Genomic DNA, 20,837 nt, shown 5'->3' on the forward strand with positions numbered 1-20,837 from the left:
CGATCACCGGGGCGCGGGCGGCGGCGGCCGGGAAGCCGCCGCCTTCCTGCTTGTTTCAGGCTTAGTTGGCCTTGACGACGCGGCCGCCCTTGACCTCGCCGATTACCACTTCCTTCGCGGTGATGGCGTCGTGGTTGTCGTGCGTGAACGGCTTGTTGTAGGTCATCACCACGCCTTCGACGGGCGTTTGCAGGTTCTCAAGCGCCTCGCGCACCTTGGGGCCGTCGGTGGAGTTGGCCTGCTTGATGGCCGCGGCCAGCAAGAAGATCGAGTCATAGCCCTGGGCCGCCGACACCGGGGAGTCGATGCGGTTGTTCTTGGGCTTGAACTTGGCCAGGTAGGCGTCGATGAAGGCCTTGCGCTTGGGCGTGTCGGGGTCCTGGATGAAGGTCTGCGGCATGCGCGCGCCTTCGCCGTTGGCGCCGGAGTTGTCGATGTAGTTGGCCATCGACAAGGTCCAGCTGCCGATGATCGGCACCTTCCAGCCCAGCTTGGTCATGCCGTTGGCGATCTGGGCCAGTTCGGGGCCGATGCCGTAGGTCAGCACGGCTTCGGCGCCGGCTGCCTTGGCCTTCAACAGCTGGGCCGTCATGTCGACGTCCTTGATGTTGAATTTTTCAACGGCCACGGGCTTGATGCCCTTGGCGTCCAGGGCCTTTTCCAGATCCTCGCGGCCAAGCTGGCCGTAGTTGGTGGAGTCGGCCAGGATGGCGACCTTCTTGAACCCGCGCCGCGTGACCGCTTCTTCCACGATCATCGGGGCCTGGATGCTGTCATGCGCCGCATTGCGGAACACGTAGTTGTCGGGGTATTCCGGGGCCTTGAACTGGTGCGTGATCACGCTGCCCGTCGCCACGTTATTGAAGACGGGGATCTTCGCGTCCTGGTAGAACCGTTGCGAGGCCAGCGCCACGCCGGTGTTGATGTAGCCGACGGTGGCGGCCACTTGTTCCTTGTTGATCAGTTCCTGGGCGATCTGCACGCCGCGCTCGTTCTTGGCTTCGTCGTCGCGTTCGACGGCAACCAGCTGGCGGCCGAGGACGCCGCCGCTCTTATTGATTTCTTCGATGGCCAGACGCACGCCGTCGCGCATGCTGACGCCCATGGATGAGGAGCCGCCGGTGTAAGGGCCGGCCACGCCGATCTTGATGGGGTCGGCGGCGTAAGACGCGGCCGATGCGGCAAATGCAAGGGTTCCTGCTAGCAGCTTCAAACGAAAATCCATGGATGTCTCCGTTGTAATTAGATTGACTGCGTGGAAAACCGGTTGCCGGCGCCAGGCGGCGGGAAATCAATGTGGCGGCGCGCTCCTGTGTTGCGTGTTGTGACTGTCTGCTTAATCGCTTACGCGAATCTGACCCGGCGGGGGTTTTCCGCGTAAATACCTAGTACGAGCGCAAGGGGCGCCAAGGAGGGGCGACGGGCAGACACCCGCGTTGGCCGCATGCTAGCCAGCGGCTTATGCCCGCGCGCGGAAATTCATTCCGCATCAGACTGGAAATTTATTCCTGACTGGCCGCCAGGCCGCGTGGCCATTGGGAGGCTTGTTTGCAGACGTCTTCCAGCCATAGGGAAAACGCTTGGACCGCGCTGCCGGGCGGCCGCGAGGTTTCAGTGCAAAGGTGATATTGGGATTCGCCGGGGATGTCGATGCCGAGCACGCGCACGAGCTTGCCCTCGTCCAGCCATTCCGCCGCCAGCGTACGGCGGGTCAGCGCCAGACCCTGGCCCGCGCGCGCCGCCGCCAGCATCATGCCCAGGTCCACCAGCCAGACCCCGCGTGACGGCTCGGGCCAGTCCAGCCCGGCTTCGGCCAGCCACGGGCGCCATGGCTCCATCGGGCAACGCAGCAAGTCGGCGCGGACCAGGTCTTCCGGGCGGTCAAAGGGGCCGTGTTCGGCCAGATAGGCGGGCGAGCAAACGGCGAACACGCGGTCCGACGTTAATTGGCGCGCGGTCAGGCCGGGGTACTTGCCGCTGCCAAAGCGCACCCAGACATCGGCGTTGGGCGGCATGATGTCCAGATAGGGAATGGACAGCATGATCTCGAGTTCGACCTCGGGGTGCGCCGCAGTGAAGCCGGGCAGGAAGGGGATCAGCACCTGGCGGGCGAAGGTGGGTGTCGAGACGACGCGCAGCGGTTCGGGCTTGGGCTCGCCGCGTTGGTGCAGCGAGGCGTCTGACAGCAAGTCCAGCGCGGTGCGGACCTGATTCAGGTAGTCGCGCCCGGCGGCGCTAAGCGTCGCGCCACGGCTGCTGCGGATGAACAGGGAAACGTCCAGCAAGGCTTCCAGCGCGGCAATGCGTTTGCCGATGGCGCTGGCGGTGACGAAGAGTTCTTCGCTGGCGCGTTCGAAAGAACCCAGCCGCGCCGCCGCTTCGAACGCCTGGATGGCGGCAAGCGGAGGCAGGCGTACGTCTTTGGACAGTGAGGCACTGCGAAGTGAGGAACCGCGCATGATCGTCTGGCGGGCCGGCCGTGCGCCCGACGAAGAGTGGCAACGGGGGGATTATAAAAGTGATGGCCCCGCGCCACCTCGGGGGGCGCGCTTGCCGAGCTGGCGTACGAACGCCCCGCGCCCGGCCTGCTTCGGTTGTCAGGCGGGCGCAGAGCGGTGACGATTGCCGAAAGACGGCTGCGCGATGGGGCTTAGACGCCCTTGACGGCCAGGCTGATCGCCAGCCCGATCATCACAACCGCGATGACGCCATCCAGCACGCGCCACGCCGATGCGCGGGCAAAGAACGGCGCGAACAGGCGCGAACCGATGCCCAGCACGGCCAGCCACAACAAGCTGGCGGTGAACGCGCCGCCGGCAAATGCCATACGGGCATCGTCAAAGCCGTGCGCCAGCGAACCGACCACCACCATGTCCAGCCAGAAATGGGGGTTCAGCAGCGAAAAGCCCAGCGCGCCCAGCATGGCGGCGCGGCGCGACGGCACCACGTCACGCGCGGCGGCAAGCCCGCCGGTGGCGGTCCAGGCGCGGCGTGCCGATTGCAGGCCGTACCAGGACAAAAATGCCACGCCGAACCACAGCACGGCGGTGGTCAGCCACGGAAACCAGGCGGTCAGCGCTTGCAAGCCGGACACGCTGGCGAAGATGAAGACGGCGTCGATCAGCGCGCAGATGGCGACCACGCTGAGCAGATGCGCGCGCATCAGGCCCTGGCGCAGGATGAAGGCGCTTTGCGCGCCGACGACGGCGAACAAGCCCAGGCCCGTGGCGGTGCCGCTGGCCCAGGCGGTCAGGAAGAGGGGGGACGAAAGGGTGGCGAACATGATGCGAATACCTGTAACTGCAACGCCTGTGGCGGCGCTTTGATGTCGGTGCCGGACGCATTGCGCGCTCCGGTGATAACGAATTGTCCCTTGCGCACGCTATGAAATACAGCTAATTTTCCTTCACTATATTAAGCAAAACTAATTTATGAAAATCGATCATGGCAACCTGCGGGCGCTGGCCGCCGTGGTGCGCGAAGGCAGTTTCGAGCGCGCCGCGTTATCGCTGAGCGTGACGCCGTCGGCCGTGTCGCAGCGGATCAAGGCGCTGGAAGACCGCATGGGCCGCCTGCTGGTGCAGCGCACGGTGCCGGCGGCAGCCACGGCAGATGGGCGGGTGCTGGTGCAACTGGCCGAGCAGACGGCGCTGCTTGAACACGACGCGCTGAACCGCTTGGGCGTGACGGACGACGATGTGCCGCACGCCAGCATCCCCATCGCGGTCAATCACGACAGCCTGGAAACCTGGTTCGTCGATGCGGCGCTTGCGTTCTCGGCCCGCACCCGCGCCACGCTGGACATGCTGTCTGAAGACCAGGACCACACCGCCGCGCTGCTGCGCAACGGCTCGGTGCTGGGGGCGGTGACGACACTGGCGGACCCGGTGCAGGGCTGCCGCATCCACGCGCTGGGCAGCATGCGCTACGTGGCGACCTGCACGCCCGATTTCCACAAGCGCTACTTCGCAAGCGGCGTGAACGCGCAGACGTTGGCGCAGGCCCCGGTTCTGGTGTTCAACCGCAAGGACGCCTTGCAGGCGCGCTTTGCGCACAAGATCTCGGACCCGGCGCCGTGGCAGCCGCCGGTCTGGTGGGTGCCGTCAACGCGCGCGTTCGTGCAAGCCACGTTGGGCGGGCTGGGCTGGACGATGAATCCGCTGCCGCTGGTGCAGGAACACCTTGATGCCGGTCATCTGATGCTGCTTCGGGGGCGCGCCTGGGAGGATGTGCCCCTTTATTGGCAGCATTGGCGGGTAAACTCCGAGGCGATGGAAGCCTTGACCGATTCGGTTCTGTCAGCCGCCCGCAGCTTGGTCCGGCGGCGTTAACCCACTAGGAGGACACCCCATGAACATCCGCAAGTTCGCAGTCATTGCCGCATTGGGCTTGTGTACGGCCGGCTCGGCTTGGGCGAAGGACTATAAGGTCGGGCAGATCGAAGTCGACGACCTGTGGGTCCGCGCGTCGGCGCCGGGCCAGTCCAATGGGGCGGGTTATATGGATATCGACAACGACGCCAAGACCGAAGACCGCTTGCTGTCGGTGTCGTCCGACGCCGCCGAGCGTGTCGAGCTGCACACGGTGCAGACCGAGAACGGCGTGTCGAAGATGCGCCAGGTCGAAGGCGGCATCCCCTTGCCCGCGGATAAAGAGGTCAAGCTCAGCCCGGGCGGCTATCACGTCATGTTCATCAAGCTGAAAGCGCCGTTCACCGATGGCGCAACCGTGCCCGCCACATTGAAGTTCGAAAAGGCGGGCGAAGTGGCGGTGCAGTTCAAGGTCAAGCCGGCCTCGCACAACCCCGGCATGAGCCACGACCACGGCGCGATGAAGCACTGATCAGGCATTGCGCCATTTGGCGCAGGCATAAAAAATGGCGGCCCCCTGTTTCAGGGGCCGCCATTTTTGTGACGCGTCAGGGGTTTGCGGCGCGCAAAAAGGCACAACGACCCGCCCGCATCGGCAGAATCAATACAGGCCTTGCTGGCGCATGGCGTCGGCAACCTTGACGAAGCCGGCGATGTTGGCGCCGTCCAGGTAGTTGACGTATTCGCGCTCGCTGTGGCCGTGGCGCACGCAGTTCTCGTGGATGTCGCGCATGATGGCGTGCAGGCGCGCGTCGACTTCTTCGCGCGTCCAGGCCAGGCGGGCCGAGTTCTGGGCCATTTCCAGGCCCGACACGGCCACGCCGCCAGCGTTGGTGGCCTTGCCCGGGGCGTACAGCACGCGGGCGGCGATGAATGCCTTGGCGGCATCCAGCGTGGCCGGCATGTTGGCGCCTTCGGCCACGCACAGCACGCCGTTCTTGATCAGCGTCTGGGCGTCGGCCAATTCCAGTTCGTTCTGGGTGGCGCACGGCAGAGCCACGTCAACCGGCACGTGCCACGGGCGCTTGCCCGCTTCGTATTTCAGGCCGAATTGCTGGGCATACGTGTCCAGGCGGCCGCGCAGGTCGTTCTTGATGTGCATCAGCGCGACCAGCTTTTCGTGCGTGAACCCGGCTTCGTCGACGACCGTGCCGTTCGAATCCGACACCGTCACCACCTTGGCGCCCAGCGACATGGCCTTTTCGATGGCGTATTGCGCCACGTTGCCCGAGCCCGAGACCGAGACGCGCAAGCCATCAAACGACTTGCCCACGCGCTTGAGCATTTCTTCCGCGAAGTACACGGTGCCGTAGCCGGTGGCTTCGGGGCGGATCAGGCTGCCGCCGAACGTCAGGCCCTTGCCGGTGAAGACGCTGGCGGTGGAGTTCGACAGCTTTTTCATCATGCCGGCCATGAAGCCGACTTCGCGCGCGCCCACGCCGATATCGCCGGCGGGGACGTCGGTGTCCGGGCCCAGGTGGCGATACAGCTCAATCATCAAGGCTTGGCAGAAGCGCATGACTTCGGCGTCGGACTTGCCCTTGGGGTCAAAGTCCGAACCGCCCTTGCCGCCGCCCATGGGCAGCGTCGTCAGCGAGTTCTTCAGCGTTTGTTCAAACGCCAGGAACTTCAGGATGGACAGGTTCACCGAGGGGTGAAAGCGCATGCCGCCCTTGAACGGGCCAATTGCCGAGCTGTGCTGAATGCGGAAAGCGCGGTTGACCTGGGCGCGGCCCTGGTCATCGGTCCAGCACACGCGGAACTGGATCACGCGTTCCGGCTCCACCAGGCGCTCAAGCAGGGCGTGCTCGGCGTAGTGGGGGTGCTTTTCGATGAACGGCCACAAGCTCAGCATCACCTCCTGGACGGCTTGCATGAATTCAGGTTGCTGCGGGTCGCGCGCGGCGACGCCACGCAGAAAGTCGTCCAGACTCTGCACTTTCAACATGATCTCCTCGGGGGTGCTTCGAATAGGTGCGGATTGCGCCATTGTGGGGCGCTGAATATTTATTCTGGTGCATGAACTGCACCGGCTTGGTGCGCAAGTGTAGGGAAAATTGCTGCCCTGCGCAAAGCCCGAAAAGTCCGCCAGGGGCTTGATATCAAAAGACTTTTTTCTGATTATTAATGGGGACGCATTATTGCGTGGCAATGTTGAAAACAAGCTGAAATGCAGCTTGAAAAGTACCTGATCCTTGAATTCACAGGGAAATTTAATATGTCCCCCATTTATTTGGGATTCGCCTCCGAGCGGAACAGGGGCAATTACCCAGTAAACAAAGGCTCGCGTCGGCGTCTGGCTTATTGCCGGCCGTGTATATTTGTTTCTATGCGTCCCTAATATTTATTTGATGGAGGGCAAGTCCGGTGTCACACCTGAACCACCGCCAACGCGGCGCCCAGCAGCATCAAGACAACGCCCACCACGCGGTCCACCGCCCGCTGGCGCCCCAGCAACAGCCGGCGCAAGCCGTCTGACGAGATCGACCACGCCACAAAGCTGAACCACAGCCAATGCGCGAACGACATGAACAGCCCATAGCCGAACTGCTGCGCCAGCGGCGTGCCGGGCGACACCACCTGGGTATAGGTGCTGATCACGAATAGCGTGGTCTTGGGGTTGAGCGCATTGGTCAGAAAGCCGCTGCCCAGCGCTTGCCAGGCCGTGATCGCGGGCGGCGCAGACAGATCCTGGCTGACCGGAGTGCGGTTGAAAAACGTCTTCCATCCCATGTAGACGAGATAACAGGCGCCCGCCAGCTTGATGCCCTGCAACACCGGCTGCGCGTAATGGGCCAGCAGGCTGACCCCGAACATCGTATAGAACACATGCACCTGCACGCCCAGCCCGATGCCCAGCGCGCAGACCAGCCCGGTACGCCGGCCAAACTGATAGCTGTAACGCGTCACCATGGCAAAGTCCGGCCCCGGGCTGATGACCGCGAGCAGGGTGATGAGGGCGACGGCGATGAGTTCGGTCATGGCGGGCAGAAGCAGGGATATCGGGAACGGGCGCCCATTGTGTGACCCTGGCGTGACGGTGAAAAACGATTTTTAATGCCAGATATCCGTTAGAAAAACTCAACGACCATCATGAAACTGCCACCGCTCAATTCGCTGCGCGTCTTTGATGCGGCCGCCCGCCATGAAGCTTTTGGCCGCGCTGCGCAAGAGCTGCATGTGACCCATGGCGCGGTTAGCCGTCAGATCAAGCTGCTGGAAGAAGCGCTGGGATTGACGCTGTTCGAACGCCGGAATCGAGCTGTTTTTCTAACCGATGCCGGGCGGCAACTGCTTGCCGTGACGCAAGGCCTGTTCGAACAGTTGAGGGCGGGCTTGGCGCAGTTGCAGCAGCCGGATGCGGGCGCGCCTCTCGTCGTGTCCTGTGAACCCACAATCTCCATGATGTGGCTGATTCCCCGCCTGCCCGATTTTCAGCGCACTCATCCCGGCGTGCAGGTGCATCTTTACGCGGCAGGCGGCGCGGTCGATTTTGCGGCGCAAGGCGTGGATGTGGCGTTCAGGCGCAATGATTTCGAATGGGACGCCGCGCTGCATGCAGAGCGGGTGTGTGACGAATGGACGGGGCCGGTGCGCCGGCCGGGCACGGAACCGGCAGCGGATTGGATCGACGGCGTGGCGTTGGGCAGCGCGACGCGTCCGCGCGCGTGGCGGCAATGGGCGCAGGCCTCAGGCCACAAGCCTCCGCGCCGCGCCGGCCCGGTCTACGAGCATTTCTATCTGAGCTTGCAGGCGGCCGCGGCGGGGTTGGGTGTTGCGATCGGGTCGGCGCTGATGGCGCGGGACGCGTTGCAGGACCATCGGCTTGAAGCGCCGCTCGGCTTTGCGCGCGACGGGTCCGCGTATTTCCTGTTGTCGCCCCGGCCGTTCGCCAATGACCCCCGGGCGGCGGCGTTTCTGGCTTGGTTGCGGCAAGAAGCGGCGCGTACGCTGCGGGAGGCGGTGCGCGGCGATACGCCGGCCAGGGCCGCGCCGGGCGTTGCAGGTGCGGGCGCCGCCCCGCCAGACCCAACTCCGGCCGGCATGGCTTAAAGCGTGGTGTCGTAGTCGATCGTCAGCGGCGCGTGGTCAGAGAAGCGTTCGTCTTTGTAGATGGCGACGTTGCGCGCGCGCGCGGCGATGCCGGGCGTGGCGATCTGGTAGTCGATACGCCACCCCACGTTCTTCGCCCAGGCCTGGCCGCGGTTGCTCCACCATGTGTACTGGTCGGGCCGGTCGTCAATGGTGCGGAAAACATCCACAAAGCCGCGCTTGTCGAACACGTCGGTCAGCCAGGCGCGCTCTTCGGGCAGGAAGCCCGAATTCTTCATGTTGCCCTTCCAGTTCTTCAGGTCGATTTCCTTGTGCGCAATGTTCCAATCGCCACAAATAACGAACTCGCGGCCGGTGGTTTTGTGTTCATGCATCAAGGCGTCGATCCACGGGCCGAAGCGGTCCAGGAAGCGGTACTTGGCCTGCTGGCGTTCGTCGCCGCTGGAGCCCGAGGGCAGGTAGGCGCTGATCACCGACAGGTTCTTCCAGTCGGCACGGATGATGCGGCCTTCGGGGTCAAATTCATCGCAGCCCAGGCCGATGTTCACGCGTTCGGCCGCGTCGCGCAGGTAGATGCCCACGCCGCTATAGCCCTTCTTCACCGCGTGATGGAAGTGGCCGGTGTAGCCGGGCGGGTGACGCAGGTCGTCAGTCAGATCGGCGTCGGCGATCTTGATTTCCTGAAGGCAAAGGACGTCTGCGGCATGCTTTTCCATCCAAGGTTGCAGGCCCTTGCGAAAGGCGGACCGGATGCCGTTGAGATTGATCGACGTGATGCGCAGCAAAGCGAAACTCCTGTAGAGCGGCCGCCAGGGGCCGGAACAATGCCAGGAATTTAACCGACTCGGCAGCCAGCCTCGGGAATAGCCCTGACAACGGATAAAATGCGGGGGTTTGCCATCTACCGGACCCACTCGCATGCCCGCCGCCCCTGCTTCCAAGACCGCTTCCGCCACTTCCCTGGATTTTGTCCGCTTTGCCCTGAACGAAGGCGTGCTGCGCTTTGGCAGCTTCAAGGTCAAGTCGGGCCGCATCAGCCCCTATTTCTTCAATGCCGGCCTGTTCAACAGCGGCCGCTCGGTCGGCAAGCTGGCGCAGTTCTACGCCCAGGCGTTGCTGGATTCGGGTGTGGCGTTCGACATGCTGTTCGGCCCCGCGTACAAGGGCATCCCGCTGGCCACCGCAACGGCCGTGGCGCTGGCCGCGCACCCGGGCATGGACGGCCGGGGCGACGTGCCCTTTGCCTACAACCGCAAGGAAGCCAAGGACCACGGCGAAGGCGGCACGCTGGTCGGCGCGCCGCTCAAGGGCAAGGTAGTCATCATCGACGACGTGATCACGGCGGGCACGTCGGTACGTGAATCGGTGGAAATCATCCGCAACGCGGGCGCTGAACCCGCTGCCGTGCTGATCGCCATGGACCGCATGGAACGCGCAGGCCCCGACGATGCCCTGTCGGCCCATTCGGCCGTGCAAGACGTGGCGAAGACCTACGGCATTCCGGTGGTGTCGATTGCATCGCTGTCGGACATCATGGCGCTGCTGCAAGACGACGCGTCATTCGCGGAAAACCGCGACGCGGTGCAGGCATACCGGACGAAGTACGGGGTGAAGTAAGGCCGCGAACGACCGGTAACGGCAGAGGTGGCGCGGTGTGCTACCTCGCTAGCCATAGACCGCCATGGGTTCTGCGATGCCGTGTGCTTGTCCGAAAATCGGAATCCCGCAGGCCCTGGCTGCATCGGCCAACTTGCGGTCAAACGTGGCTAGGCAGCCACCTGAACGCACTGCCAATTCAACATACGCCGCGTCGTACGCTGTCAACGCGTGAGCCAACGCGATTAGTCTGATATGCGCCCACCGATGCGGGATGTTCGCCTTGTCGCTTTCTATGGCAAGGGCCTCAAGCTGGTTGGCGAACAAGGTGACCTTGGCGGGCGACACAAGTTGCGCGCGTTGCAGTCGTAGCATGCCGTTGGCGACTTCCACTCGCCAGTGTTGAGGAACAAGCATGTCGAAATGATCCACTTCCTCGAACAAATGGCGTGCCAGCATGGCTTCCGTGGCATCAGTGCGGTCGGCAAGCCACGCCAAGGCGACGGAGGCATCTAGTATCGTGATCAACGCTGATCCTCCTTTAGCCAAGCGCGCAACTGATCGTCGGGTACGCCAGGCACGCGAGGAAAGCGTTTGAGAGCAAGGAGCGCGTCATAGGCATCCTTGGTCATTGCGGGATTAGCGGGCCGAATATAGGCGCGCGCCTTGCCGCCTTTCATGATCACGATGCGCGCGCCATTTTGCGCCGCCACAATCAGCGCTTCAAGGCAATCCGCCACCGCTTCCTGCGGCACTTCGATGTAGTCAGACATTTCGGGGCTCCGATCAAAAAATTGGCCGTCCCCATTCTTCGCAAAATAAAAAGCCGCGGCAATGTGCCGCGGCTTTTTATCAGACTGATCCCCGTGGGGACTGTCAGTTGTCGAGCTTCTGCTTGAGCAGGTCGTTCACTTGTTGCGGGTTGGCCTTGCCGCGAGCGGCCTTCATGATCTGGCCCACCAGCGAGTTGAACGCCTTTTGCTTGCCGGCCCGGTACTCTTCCACGATTGCCGGGTTGGCGGCCAGCACCTCATCGATCATGGCGCCGATGGCGCCCGTGTCGCTGATCTGCTTCAAGCCGCGCGCGTCGATGATGGCGTCAGCGTCGCCGCCGTTTTCACCCGCCCACATCGCGCCGAAGACTTCGCGGGCGATTTTGTTCGAGATCGTGCCGTCGATGATGCGGCCGATCAGGGCAGCCAGGGCCGGTGCTTGCACGGGCGAATCGGCGATGCTCTTTTCGTCCTTGTTCAAGGCGGCGGCGACTTCGCCCATGACCCAGTTCGCGGCCAGCTTGGCTTGGCCCGCCGGCAGCGCGTGCGCCACGGCTTCGAAGTAAGCAGCCAGATCGCGGCTGACGGTCAGTTGCGCGGCGTCGTACGCCGGCAGGCCGTATTGCGTTTCGAAGCGGGCGCGCTGGGCGGCCGGCAATTCGGGCATCGCGGCGCGGACTTCGTCCACCCACGCGCTGGAGATCACCAGCGTGGGCAGGTCGGGGTCCGGGAAGTAGCGGTAGTCGTGCGCGTCTTCCTTGCTGCGCATGCTGCGCGTTTCGTCGCGGTCGGCGTCGTACAGGCGCGTTTCCTGCACCACCGTGCCGCCGTCTTCGATCAGCTCGATCTGGCGGCGCGCTTCGTAGACGATGGCGCGTTCCAGGAAGCGGAACGAGTTGACGTTCTTGATTTCGGTGCGGGTGCCGAATTCCTTCTGGCCCACCGGGCGCACGGAGACGTTGGCGTCGCAGCGGAACGAGCCTTCCTGCATGTTGCCGTCGCAGATGCCCAGCCAGACGACCAGGCTGTGCAGCGCGCGGGCGTAGGCCACGGCTTCGGCGGCCGAGCGCATTTCGGGCTCGGTCACGATTTCCAGCAGCGGAGTGCCGGCGCGGTTCAGGTCGATGCCGCTGGCGGGCGAGCCGTTGGCCAGCGTGAAGTCGTCGTGCAGCGATTTGCCGGCGTCTTCTTCCAGGTGGGCGCGCGTCAGGTTGATGGTTTTTTCTTCTTCGCCGACGAAGAACGACAGCGAACCGCCAACAACCACCGGCAGCTCGTATTGGCTGATCTGGTAGCCCTTGGGCAGGTCGGGGTAGAAGTAGTTCTTGCGCGCAAAGACCGAGCGCGGCGCAATCGTTGCGCCCACGGCCAGGCCGAAGCGGATGGCGCGTTCCGCGGCGCCGCGGTTCATGACCGGCAGGCTGCCCGGCAAGGCCAGGTCAACCACGTTGGCATGCGTGTTGGGCGCGGCGCCGAATTGCGTGCTGCTACCCGAAAAAATCTTGGAGTCGGTGGAAAGCTGCGTGTGCGTTTCCAGACCGATGACGATTTCCCAGTTCATTATTTGTAGTTCCAATCAGTAGTGCCGCGGCCGCGGCGCCGGGCCACCCCAAACGCCGGCGGCCCCTTCGGGGGGCTGCGAGCGAAGAGAGCGTGGGGGCGTCATCAGAGCGGGGACCGCTTGTGCCAGTCGGTGACTTGTTGGTAGCGGTCGGCGATGGCAAGGAGCCTGCCTTCGTCGAAGTAGTTGCCGATGATCTGCAAACCGACCGGACGCTTGCCGTTGTCGCCGCCGAAGCCGCACGGGATCGACATCGCGGGCAGGCCGGCCAGGCTTACGCCCAGCGTGTAGACGTCGGCCAGCCAGTCGGCCGTGGGGTCGTCGCGGTTGTCGCCGATGTTCTTGGCGACCGTCGGCGTGACCGGGCCCATGATCACGTCGCACTGGCCGGCGTAGGCGCGCTGGAAGTCCTGCGCGATCAGGCGGCGCAGGCGTTGCGCTTGCAAGTAGTAGGCGTCGTAGTAGCCGTGCGACAGCACGTAGGTGCCGATCAGGATGCGGCGCTTGACCTCGTCGCCGAAGCCTTCGGCGCGCGAGCGGCTGATCATCTCGTTCAGGTCGCCGTACTGCTCGGTGCGGTGGCCGTAGCGCACGCCGTCGTAGCGGGCCAGGTTGCTGGACGCTTCGGCCGGGGCGATGACGTAGTAGGCCGGGATGGCGAGTTCCGTGCGCGGCAGCGACACGGGCACGCGCACGGCGCCCAGCGCTTCGAATTGGGCCAGCGCGGCTTCCACCGCAGCCGCCACATCGGCAGCCAGACCGGCGCCGAAATATTCTTCCGGCACGCCAATGCGCAGGCCCTTCAGGGGCTGGCTGCCGGCGGCGTCGAACGCACCTTGCGCCGCGTCGAAATCACGGCGCACGCGCCCCGGTTCGTTCACGGCGGCATCGCACTTTTCCAGGCTGGTGGCGTCGCGCGGATCGAAGCCGCTGACAACATCCAGCAGTTCGAGCAGGTCGCGGCTGCATTGCGCCAGGGGGCCGGCCTGATCCAGGCTGGAACCGAAGGCGACCATGCCAAAGCGCGACACCGTGCCGTACGTCGGCTTGATGCCGCTCACGCCGCACAGCGCGGCGGGCTGGCGCACCGAACCGCCGGTGTCGGTGCCGGTGGCGGCGGCCACCAGACGGGCTGCCACGGCAGCGGCCGAACCACCCGACGACCCGCCCGGCACCGCGGCGTGATCCCAGGGGTTCTTCACGACGCCGTAGGCCGAATTCTCGTTGCCGGAACCCATGGCGAATTCGTCGCAGTTCAGCTTGCCGATCGACACGGCGCCGGCTGCGCTCAGGCGCTCGACAACGGTGGCGTCAAACGGGCTGACGTAGCCGTCCAGCATTTTGCTGCCGGCGGTGGTGCGCCAGCCGCGCGTCACGAAGGCGTCTTTGTGGGCGATGGGCACGCCTGCCAACGGGCCGGCCGAGCCATCGGCCAGGGCGGCGTCGGCGGCGCGGGCCTGGGCCAGCGTCAATTCAGCGTCAATATGTAAAAAGCAATTCAGGCCGCTGGCCGCATCGGCGGCCGCCAGCGCGCTTTGCGCCAGTTCGACGGCGCTGATCTGGCGTTGGGCGAGGGCCGCGCGCAAGGCGGCGATCCCCTCGAATTGGGTATGCAGGGCGGGTTTCGTCATGGCTTAGTCTAGGACTTTCGGGACCAGGAACAAGCCTTCCTGGGCATCGGGGGCGTTGGCCAGGAGTTCCTGGCGGCGGGCTTCCGAGCTGGTCTCGGTCACGGCGTCTTCACGCAGGCGCAGCACAATGTCCTCATGGGCGGACAGGGGGTGAGCCAGGGGTTCGACGCCTTGGGTGTCGACGGACTGAAGCCGTTCGATCAGGTGGAGGATGCCGTTAAGCTCGGCCTGCGCAAGCGTGCGCTGGTCGGGGGTCAGTTCGATTCTGGCCAGCCGGGCAATGCGGGCCACATCTGTGTCATTGAGCGCCATAGGGATTGCAAAATCGATAAGCGAAGGCCGAAGGGCGGGACTGGGCAGTATGTACGCACCAAACCCGTTACAAAGCTTGAATAGCCTGCATTTATGCGCTATTTCCGGTGAAATTATAAGTTATGATTCACGGTTTAATCGCCGTGATGACAGGCGGACCCGACCTTTTTCGGGCCAAACGCCCCGCGGCATGAACCCAATTCCCCCCAGAATTTAGCTGAGCTCCCATGTTCGGATTCCTGCGCAGTTATTTTTCCAGCGATATGGCGATTGACCTCGGTACCGCCAATACGCTGATTTACGTCCGCGGCAAGGGCATCGTGCTCGATGAGCCCTCCGTGGTCGCAATCCGTCATGAAGGCGGGCCTCACGGCAAAAAGATCATCCAGGCCGTCGGCCACGAAGCCAAGCAAATGCTTGGCCGAGTTCCCGGCAATATCGAGGCCATTCGGCCCATGAAGGATGGCGTTATCGCCGACTTCACGGTCACCGAACAGATGCTCAAACAGTTCATTCGCATGGTGCACCCCCGCAACATGCTGGCGCCCAGTCCGCGCATTATCGTCTGCGTGCCTTGCGGTTCCACCCAAGTTGAACGCCGCGCCATTCGCGAATCCGCGTTGGGCGCGGGCGCGTCCCACGTCTTCCTGATCGAAGAACCCATGGCCGCGGCCATCGGCGCCGGCCTGGCCGTGTCCGATGCCAGCGGCTCCATGGTCGTCGACATCGGCGGCGGCACCACGGAAGTGGCCGTCATCTCGCTGGGCGGCATGGTCTACAAGGGCTCGGTGCGCGTGGGCGGTGACAAGTTCGACGAGGCCATCGTCAACTACATCCGCCGCAACTACGGCATGCTGATCGGCGAACCTACCGCCGAACTGATCAAGAAGGAAATCGGTTCCGCATTCCCGGGTTCCGAAGTCCGCGAAATTGAAGTCAAGGGCCGCAATCTGGCCGAAGGCGTGCCGCGCAGTTTCACGGTCTCTTCCAATGAGATCCTGGAATCGCTGACCGATCCGCTGAACCAGATCGTATCCGCAGTGAAGATCGCCCTTGAGCAAACCCCGCCCGAACTCGGCGCCGATATCACCGACAAGGGCATCGCCCTGACCGGTGGCGGCGCGCTGCTGCGCGATCTCGATCGCCTGCTTCAGGAAGAAACCGGCCTGCCCGTCGTGGTGGCCGACGATCCCCTGACCTGCGTCGTGCGCGGTTGCGGCGAGGCGCTGGAACACCTTGAGAAACTGGGCGCCATCTTCATCAACGATTAATACCGCCCGCCAGCCCGGAGCCCCGCTTTTTTCCGGCTCCGGCCGCTGCGGTGGCTACGGACGCGGGCGTCCGGGCTGAGATTCATGCAACGACAAGGGACTCCCCCCCTATTCAGGCGCGGCCCACCTGCGGAGGTGCGGCTGGTCGTTCTGGTCGTCCTTGCTTTGGCCCTGATCATCATTGATTCGCAATTCCGCATGCTGGAACCAGCACGCCGTGCGATGTCCGTGGCGATTTACCCCTTCCAGCGCGCCGTCATGGCGCCGCGCGACCTTGTGCAACAGGTCAACGAATGGGTCAACGCGGCGAACCTTATCCGCAGTGAAAACGAAGCCTTGCAGCGCCAGCGCATCGAGCTGGCACAGGTGGCGTCGCATGCGGCCCAATTGGCCGCCGAAAACGCGCAATTGCGCCGTCTGCTGGGCGTGACCGATACGGTGGCGCAATCCGCCGTGGTGGTCGAAGTGATGTACGAACCCACCAACGCGTTTACGCAGCGGCTGGTGTTCAACAAGGGCAGCAAGGCCGGTCTGGCGCCGGGCATGCCCGTCATCGACGAAGGCGGCGTGGTTGGCCAGATCGTCCGCGTGACGCCGATGACGGCCGAAGCCGCTCTCGTCACCGATGAGCAAGTGTCCATTCCCGTGCAGCTGCTGCGCAACGGCCTGCGCCTGATTGCCTTTGGCGGCAACTCGCCCGGCAAGATGGAAGTCCGTTACCTTGCCGCCAATGCGGACATCAAGGAAGGGGATACTATCGTTACCAGCGGCGTCGGCGGATTGTTTCCTGCCGGCCTGCCCGTGGCCAAAGTGACCTCGGTCGAACGCGACACCGCTTCCGGTTTCGCCCGCGCCGTGTGTGAACCGCTGGCCCATCCCGAACGCTATCGCCACTTCCTGGTGCTCCAGGTGGATGTGGCCCGCGCCGAGTCCAACCGTCAGGAGGTCGATTCCGGTGGATCGGACTAATCAATCGCAACCCAGGCGCCGCCTGGGTACGCCCAGCAATGTGCACCCCGACCGCCTGTCTGGTCCAGCGCACGGCGTGTTCGTCTGGGGCACGCTGCTGCTGGTGTGGCTGGTGTCGTTGCTGCCGTGGCGCTTGTGGCAGGGCGCGCCCGATGTGCTGCTGCTGATCATCGCCTTCTGGTGCGTGCACGAGCCGCGCCGCGTCGGCTTGTTCACTGCCTTCTTCTTCGGCTTGCTGATGGATGTGCACGATGCGGGCCTGCTCGGCGAGCACGCGTTGTCCTACACCCTGGTCGCCTATGGCGCTGTGGTGCTGCACCGCCGGCTGCAACGGTTCGACCTCTGGAGCCAGGCGATGCACATGCTGCCTGTCTTCTTCATTGCTCGTTTCCTGACCCAGATCATCCACGCTTGGCTGGCCGGCAAATGGCCGGGCTGGGACTGGACGATCAGCGTTGCCATCACGGCCGCCCTGTGGCCGTTGGCGGGTTGGGTCCTGCACTTGCCGCAGCGCGGTGCCGACGACGCCGAATCTTCCTCCGCCTGATGGCGGCGTCGCCTCATGTTTGAATTCAAGAAAACCGGCCAGCAGCAAAAGCAGCGCTTCCGCCTGCGCGCCTGGGTGGGCGGCGTGTTCGCGCTGGCGTGCTTTGGCGTGCTGGTGGGCCGCTTCTGGTATTTGCAGGTGGACCGCTACGAAGGCCTGTCCGAACGTGCCGACCGCAACCGCATCGCGGTAGTGCCGATTCCGCCGCGCCGCGGCGAAATCCTGGACCGCAATGGCGAAGTGCTGGCGCGCAACTACCGCACCTATACGCTGGAAGTGGTGCCGGCCCACGCCGGCAACATGAACGAGCTGTTCGAACGCCTGACCGAAGTGGTCTATATCAGCCCGTCCGACCAGCGGCGCTTCAAGCGGCGCGCGGCGGAATCCAGCCGCTACGCCAGCCTGCAACTGCGCAACAACCTGAACGAGACCGAGGCCGCCTGGTTCGCCGCGCACGCGTTCCAGTTTCCTGGCGTTGAACTGCGCGCACGCTGGGTGCGCGAGTATCCGCAAGGCGTGTCGGCCGCGCACGTGGTGGGCTACATCGGCCGCATCGCCGAAGGCGACAACGAAGAGCTGGAACGCGCCGGCCAGCTGGGCAACTACCGCGGCACGGATGTCATCGGCAAGAAGGGCATCGAGAAAACCTGGGAAGAACAGCTGCACGGCCGCACCGGCCTGGAAGAAGTCGAAGTCACCGCAGGCGGCCGCCCCATGCGCACGTTGCGCCGCATCGACCCAGTGCCGGGGTCGGACATCATGCTGTCCATCGACCTGGGCTTGCAGAAGGTGGCGGAAGAAGCCTTCGAAGGCCAGCGCGGCGCGCTAGTCGCCATCGACCCGGACACGGGCGAAGTGCTGGCCTTTGTGTCGCAACCGTCGTTTGACCCCAATCTGTTCGTGGATGGCATCGACGTGGACAACTGGCGCATGCTGAATGAATCGCCGGACCACCCGCTGATCAACCGCCCCTTGTACGGCACGTACCCCATCGGCTCCACCTACAAGCCCTTCGTCGGCCTGGCCGCCCTGGAACTGGGCAAGCGCCGCGCAACGGATCGCATCTCGGACCCCGGCTACTACGAATTCGGCGGACAGAAATTCCGCAACGCGGGCGGCGCGGCCTACGGCATGACCGACATGCACAAGGCCATCGTGGTGTCGTCCGACACATATTTCTATTCGCTCGGCCCCGAGATCGGCGTGAATGCGCTGCACGATTTCACCAAGCAATTCGGCTTTGGGCAGATCACCGGCATCGATCTGGAAGGCGAGAAGCGCGGCGTGCTGCCGTCCACCGACTGGAAGCGTTCGGCCTACAAAGACAAGGACCGCCAGCGCTGGTATGCGGGCGAAACCATTTCCGTGGCGGTGGGCCAGGGCTACAACGCGTTCACGCTGTTGCAGCTGGCGCAAGGCACGTCAACGCTGGCCAACAACGGCCTGTATCGCCGTCCGCATCTGGTGCATGCGGTGCGTGACCCGCGCACCGGCGTGGCCAAGCCCACCGAGTCCACTCCCGATTACCGTATTCCGTTGAAGCAGGCCAACCTGGACGTCATCAAGAACGCGATGGGCGACGTGGTGCGTGCCGGCACGGCGCGCCGCGCCTTCGCCAACGCCCCATACCAAGCCGCCGGCAAGACCGGCACGGCCCAGGTGTTCAGCCTGCGCGGCGGCCACTACCGCGCCAGCGCCATCGACGAACGCCTGCGCGACCACGCCTTGTTCATGGGCTTCGCGCCGCTTGAACATCCGCGCATCGCGGTGTCGCTGATCGTCGAAAACGCCGGCTGGGGCGCCAGCGTGGCCGCGCCTGTGGCGCGTAAGGTGTTCGATTATTGGCTGGCCAAAGACCGGCAGGACAAGATCGTGCGGCCCGACCGCAATGACCCCTTGGCGTCGGTCGAAACCATTACCTCCGATGTGGTGCGCCAATAATGAAGCGCTTGGGCCTTATCCTGTTACGCGTGTTCACGGCATTCGATTGGCCGCTGCTGGCCATCTTGCTGATGTTCGCGGCGCTGGGCCTGACCGTGATGCATTCCGCCGTGGGCGGCACGGACTGGCGTTTCGCCGAGCAGTCGCGCAATTTCATCATCGCGTTTTTCGCGATGTGGACGATGGCGCTGATCCCGCCAAAGTGGCTGATGAAGCTGGCCTTGCCGTTTTACGTGGTGGGCGTGGTGCTGCTGCTGGGCGTGGAGTTCTTCGGCGAAACCAGCAAGGGCGCGACCCGCTGGCTGAACCTGGGCGTGACGCGCATCCAGCCATCCGAGATGATGAAGATCGCCGTGCCGATGATGCTGGCCTGGTACTTCCAGCGCCACGAGGGCGCGGTGCGCATCCGCGACTTTCTGGCCGCCGCCGCGATGCTGGCCGCACCCTTCGGCCTGATCGTGCTGCAACCTGACCTGGGTACGGCGCTGCTGGTGTTCGGCGCCGGTTTCTTCGTGATCTACTTCGCCGGCCTGTCGTTCAAGCTGCTGGTGCCGGTGATGCTGGCCGGCATCATCGCGATTGGCACGCTGGTCTACTACGAAGACCAGTTGTGCGAACCTGACGTGAATTGGGTGGTGCTGCACGACTACCAAAAGCACCGGGTCTGCACGCTCTTGAATCCCAGCTCTGACCCGCTGGGCAAGGGCTTCCATACGATCCAATCCATGATCGCGGTGGGCTCGGGCGGCGTGTACGGCAAGGGCTACATGAAGGGCACGCAGACGCACCTGGACTTTATCCCCGAGCGCACGACGGACTTCATCTTCGCGGTGTACGCCGAGGAATTCGGTTTGTATGGCGGTATCGCCATCCTGGTGCTGTACGGCCTGATGATGGCCCGCGGCCTGACCATCGCATCGCGCGCGGCGTCGCAGTTCGGACGGCTGCTGTCGGGGGCGCTGACGATGATGCTATTCATCTACGTATTCGTAAACGTTGGCATGGTGACGGGGATTTTGCCTGTCGTCGGGGTTCCGTTGCCGTTCATGAGTTACGGGGGGACGGCGTTGTTCACGATGGGAATTGCGTTCGGCATCATGATGAGTATCAGCCGGCATCGGTCGGTGAAGGCTTGATTTTTTTTGCAGCGGTCTTTGATCTTCGTGGGTCGGTTGTTGGCTTGTCGGACTGGCTGTAGCGCTTTGTAGGTCGCCCGTCGGCGCGGTGGCCCTGACTGCGCGCGCCCACGATTGCGGTCCGGAGCCTTCGCTCCGGACGCCCCCTTCGTCATCCTCGTCCGCCTTCGGCTCCCTTCGGATTCCCTCGGGCGCATCGAGGTTGCGCGCAGTCAGGGCCACCGCGCCGACGTGCTGCCAGCGTCTTGGCCTGATGCGCTGCTAGGGTGTGCCTTATTGACGAGTGCTGCGGGGCCCGCCGAGTGGCGGCCGCGCGGGCGGCCTTACTCGGCATACGCAGTGGTGGGCGTTTGCGCGGTAGTCGCTTGCGCGAATGTGGGGAGTGGTTTTCTAGTGCCCCGCCGCGGTTTTTTGGGGGGGTAAAGGGTGGCGCGCAGCGCGCACTGTCTTGCGCATGCCGACCCGTTGCGCGCCACGCACTGGGGTTCAAGTGGCGGCCATCGCGGACGTCACCCATTCTATGAAGGCGATCAGAGTCGTCGCGATACGGCACATCGCTAGCGTAAATAGGCCGTCCGCGCAGTAGATAAGGGACGACCCTGCGAGATATTCCTAGACAGCACTCACGCCAAAAAAACCCGGACCAAGCAGCCACACGCGAAGCGAAAAGCATCACG

At 64.1% G+C, this 20,837-nt stretch carries 20 protein-coding genes; 9 read left to right on the top strand and 11 right to left on the bottom strand.

The genetic code is table 11. The features are described 5' to 3' along the window. Positions 1 to 61: 61 nt before the first annotated feature. From ACFZAI_RS01115 to ACFZAI_RS01125, 3 genes are all read right to left on the bottom strand, one after another. Positions 62 to 1,225 (bottom strand): ABC transporter substrate-binding protein, encoded by a 1,164-nt coding sequence (locus ACFZAI_RS01115; protein WP_391565197.1) that lies wholly within the window; start codon positions 1,223 to 1,225, stop codon positions 62 to 64. A gap of 277 nt (positions 1,226 to 1,502) precedes the next feature. Next, on the bottom strand, positions 1,503 to 2,459 hold the full coding sequence (locus ACFZAI_RS01120) for a LysR substrate-binding domain-containing protein (RefSeq protein WP_391565198.1): 957 nt from the start codon (positions 2,457 to 2,459) through the stop codon (positions 1,503 to 1,505). A 191-nt stretch (positions 2,460 to 2,650) separates the two neighbouring features. After that, on the bottom strand, positions 2,651 to 3,283 hold the full coding sequence (locus ACFZAI_RS01125; RefSeq protein WP_391565199.1) for a LysE/ArgO family amino acid transporter: 633 nt from the start codon (positions 3,281 to 3,283) through the stop codon (positions 2,651 to 2,653). Between the two features lie 148 nt (positions 3,284 to 3,431). Here ACFZAI_RS01125 and ACFZAI_RS01130 point away from each other — a divergent pair, with 148 nt between their 5' ends. Together ACFZAI_RS01130 and ACFZAI_RS01135 are read left to right on the top strand one after the other, a co-directional pair. Beyond that, positions 3,432 to 4,331, top strand: coding sequence for a LysR family transcriptional regulator ArgP (locus ACFZAI_RS01130; RefSeq protein WP_054420695.1), 900 nt, complete (start codon positions 3,432 to 3,434; stop codon positions 4,329 to 4,331). A gap of 19 nt (positions 4,332 to 4,350) precedes the next feature. Then, positions 4,351 to 4,842 (top strand): copper chaperone PCu(A)C, encoded by a 492-nt coding sequence (locus ACFZAI_RS01135; protein ID WP_391565200.1) that lies wholly within the window; start codon positions 4,351 to 4,353, stop codon positions 4,840 to 4,842. Positions 4,843 to 4,971: 129 nt separating this feature from the next. Here the strand turns inward: ACFZAI_RS01135 and gdhA are convergent, their stop codons facing one another. Together gdhA and ACFZAI_RS01145 are read right to left on the bottom strand one after the other, a co-directional pair. Continuing rightward, positions 4,972 to 6,318 (bottom strand): NADP-specific glutamate dehydrogenase, encoded by a 1,347-nt coding sequence (gene gdhA / locus ACFZAI_RS01140; protein WP_054420693.1) that lies wholly within the window; start codon positions 6,316 to 6,318, stop codon positions 4,972 to 4,974. 422 nt (positions 6,319 to 6,740) lie between these two features. Further along, entirely contained in the window at positions 6,741 to 7,352 is a 612-nt protein-coding gene (locus tag ACFZAI_RS01145) for a LysE family translocator (protein ID WP_391565201.1), read from the bottom strand. A 111-nt stretch (positions 7,353 to 7,463) separates the two neighbouring features. Here ACFZAI_RS01145 and ACFZAI_RS01150 point away from each other — a divergent pair, with 111 nt between their 5' ends. Next, the gene (locus tag ACFZAI_RS01150) at positions 7,464 to 8,423 is read left to right on the top strand and encodes a LysR substrate-binding domain-containing protein (protein WP_391565202.1); all 960 of its coding nucleotides are present in this window, start codon (positions 7,464 to 7,466) and stop codon (positions 8,421 to 8,423) included. Here ACFZAI_RS01150 and ACFZAI_RS01155 read toward each other — a convergent pair. After that, the gene (locus ACFZAI_RS01155) at positions 8,420 to 9,208 is read right to left on the bottom strand and encodes an exodeoxyribonuclease III (protein WP_391565203.1); all 789 of its coding nucleotides are present in this window, start codon (positions 9,206 to 9,208) and stop codon (positions 8,420 to 8,422) included. The two genes, ACFZAI_RS01150 and ACFZAI_RS01155, sit on opposite strands and share 4 nt — an antisense overlap. A 133-nt stretch (positions 9,209 to 9,341) precedes the next feature. Between ACFZAI_RS01155 and pyrE the strand changes: the two genes are divergently transcribed. Further along, positions 9,342 to 10,040, top strand: a complete 699-nt coding sequence (pyrE, locus tag ACFZAI_RS01160) for an orotate phosphoribosyltransferase (RefSeq protein WP_391565204.1) — start codon at positions 9,342 to 9,344, stop codon at positions 10,038 to 10,040. A gap of 48 nt (positions 10,041 to 10,088) precedes the next feature. On the opposite strand, the gene ACFZAI_RS01165 is transcribed toward pyrE, so the two are convergent. From ACFZAI_RS01165 to gatC, 5 genes are all read right to left on the bottom strand, one after another. Then, on the bottom strand, positions 10,089 to 10,547 hold the full coding sequence (locus ACFZAI_RS01165; protein ID WP_391565205.1) for a type II toxin-antitoxin system VapC family toxin: 459 nt from the start codon (positions 10,545 to 10,547) through the stop codon (positions 10,089 to 10,091). Beyond that, positions 10,544 to 10,792: a hypothetical protein gene (locus ACFZAI_RS01170; protein WP_391565206.1), complete on the bottom strand. Its 249-nt coding sequence runs from the start codon at positions 10,790 to 10,792 to the stop codon at positions 10,544 to 10,546. Before ACFZAI_RS01170 ends, ACFZAI_RS01165 begins: the two co-directional genes overlap by 4 nt. 103 nt (positions 10,793 to 10,895) lie before the next feature. After that, positions 10,896 to 12,353, bottom strand: coding sequence for an Asp-tRNA(Asn)/Glu-tRNA(Gln) amidotransferase subunit GatB (gene gatB / locus ACFZAI_RS01175; protein WP_391565207.1), 1,458 nt, complete (start codon positions 12,351 to 12,353; stop codon positions 10,896 to 10,898). A gap of 104 nt (positions 12,354 to 12,457) precedes the next feature. Then, the gene (gatA, locus tag ACFZAI_RS01180) at positions 12,458 to 13,984 is read right to left on the bottom strand and encodes an Asp-tRNA(Asn)/Glu-tRNA(Gln) amidotransferase subunit GatA (protein WP_391565208.1); all 1,527 of its coding nucleotides are present in this window, start codon (positions 13,982 to 13,984) and stop codon (positions 12,458 to 12,460) included. Positions 13,985 to 13,987: 3 nt separating this feature from the next. Next, entirely contained in the window at positions 13,988 to 14,296 is a 309-nt protein-coding gene (gatC, locus tag ACFZAI_RS01185) for an Asp-tRNA(Asn)/Glu-tRNA(Gln) amidotransferase subunit GatC (RefSeq protein WP_054420686.1), read from the bottom strand. A 227-nt stretch (positions 14,297 to 14,523) separates the two neighbouring features. Here gatC and ACFZAI_RS01190 point away from each other — a divergent pair, with 227 nt between their 5' ends. From ACFZAI_RS01190 to rodA, 5 genes are all read left to right on the top strand, one after another. Continuing rightward, positions 14,524 to 15,567 carry a rod shape-determining protein gene (locus ACFZAI_RS01190; protein ID WP_006216320.1) on the top strand — a complete coding sequence of 348 codons (1,044 nt, stop codon included), beginning with the start codon at positions 14,524 to 14,526 and terminating at the stop codon, positions 15,565 to 15,567. Positions 15,568 to 15,651: 84 nt separating this feature from the next. Further along, positions 15,652 to 16,536: a rod shape-determining protein MreC gene (gene mreC, locus ACFZAI_RS01195; RefSeq protein WP_054420685.1), complete on the top strand. Its 885-nt coding sequence runs from the start codon at positions 15,652 to 15,654 to the stop codon at positions 16,534 to 16,536. Beyond that, positions 16,523 to 17,083: a rod shape-determining protein MreD gene (gene mreD, locus ACFZAI_RS01200; RefSeq protein ID WP_054420684.1), complete on the top strand. Its 561-nt coding sequence runs from the start codon at positions 16,523 to 16,525 to the stop codon at positions 17,081 to 17,083. Before mreC ends, mreD begins: the two co-directional genes overlap by 14 nt. A 15-nt stretch (positions 17,084 to 17,098) precedes the next feature. After that, complete coding sequence (mrdA, locus tag ACFZAI_RS01205; RefSeq protein WP_391565209.1) at positions 17,099 to 19,024, top strand: penicillin-binding protein 2; 1,926 nt, start codon at positions 17,099 to 17,101, stop codon at positions 19,022 to 19,024. Further along, on the top strand, positions 19,024 to 20,160 hold the full coding sequence (rodA, locus tag ACFZAI_RS01210) for a rod shape-determining protein RodA (protein WP_054420682.1): 1,137 nt from the start codon (positions 19,024 to 19,026) through the stop codon (positions 20,158 to 20,160). The genes mrdA and rodA overlap by 1 nt, the downstream gene beginning before the upstream one ends. Positions 20,161 to 20,837: the final 677 nt, after the last annotated feature.

It is taken from the genome of Achromobacter sp. NPDC008082, from assembly GCF_042957345.1.
GTDB classification, from domain to species: Bacteria; Pseudomonadota; Gammaproteobacteria; order Burkholderiales; family Burkholderiaceae_B; genus Achromobacter; species Achromobacter kerstersii_A.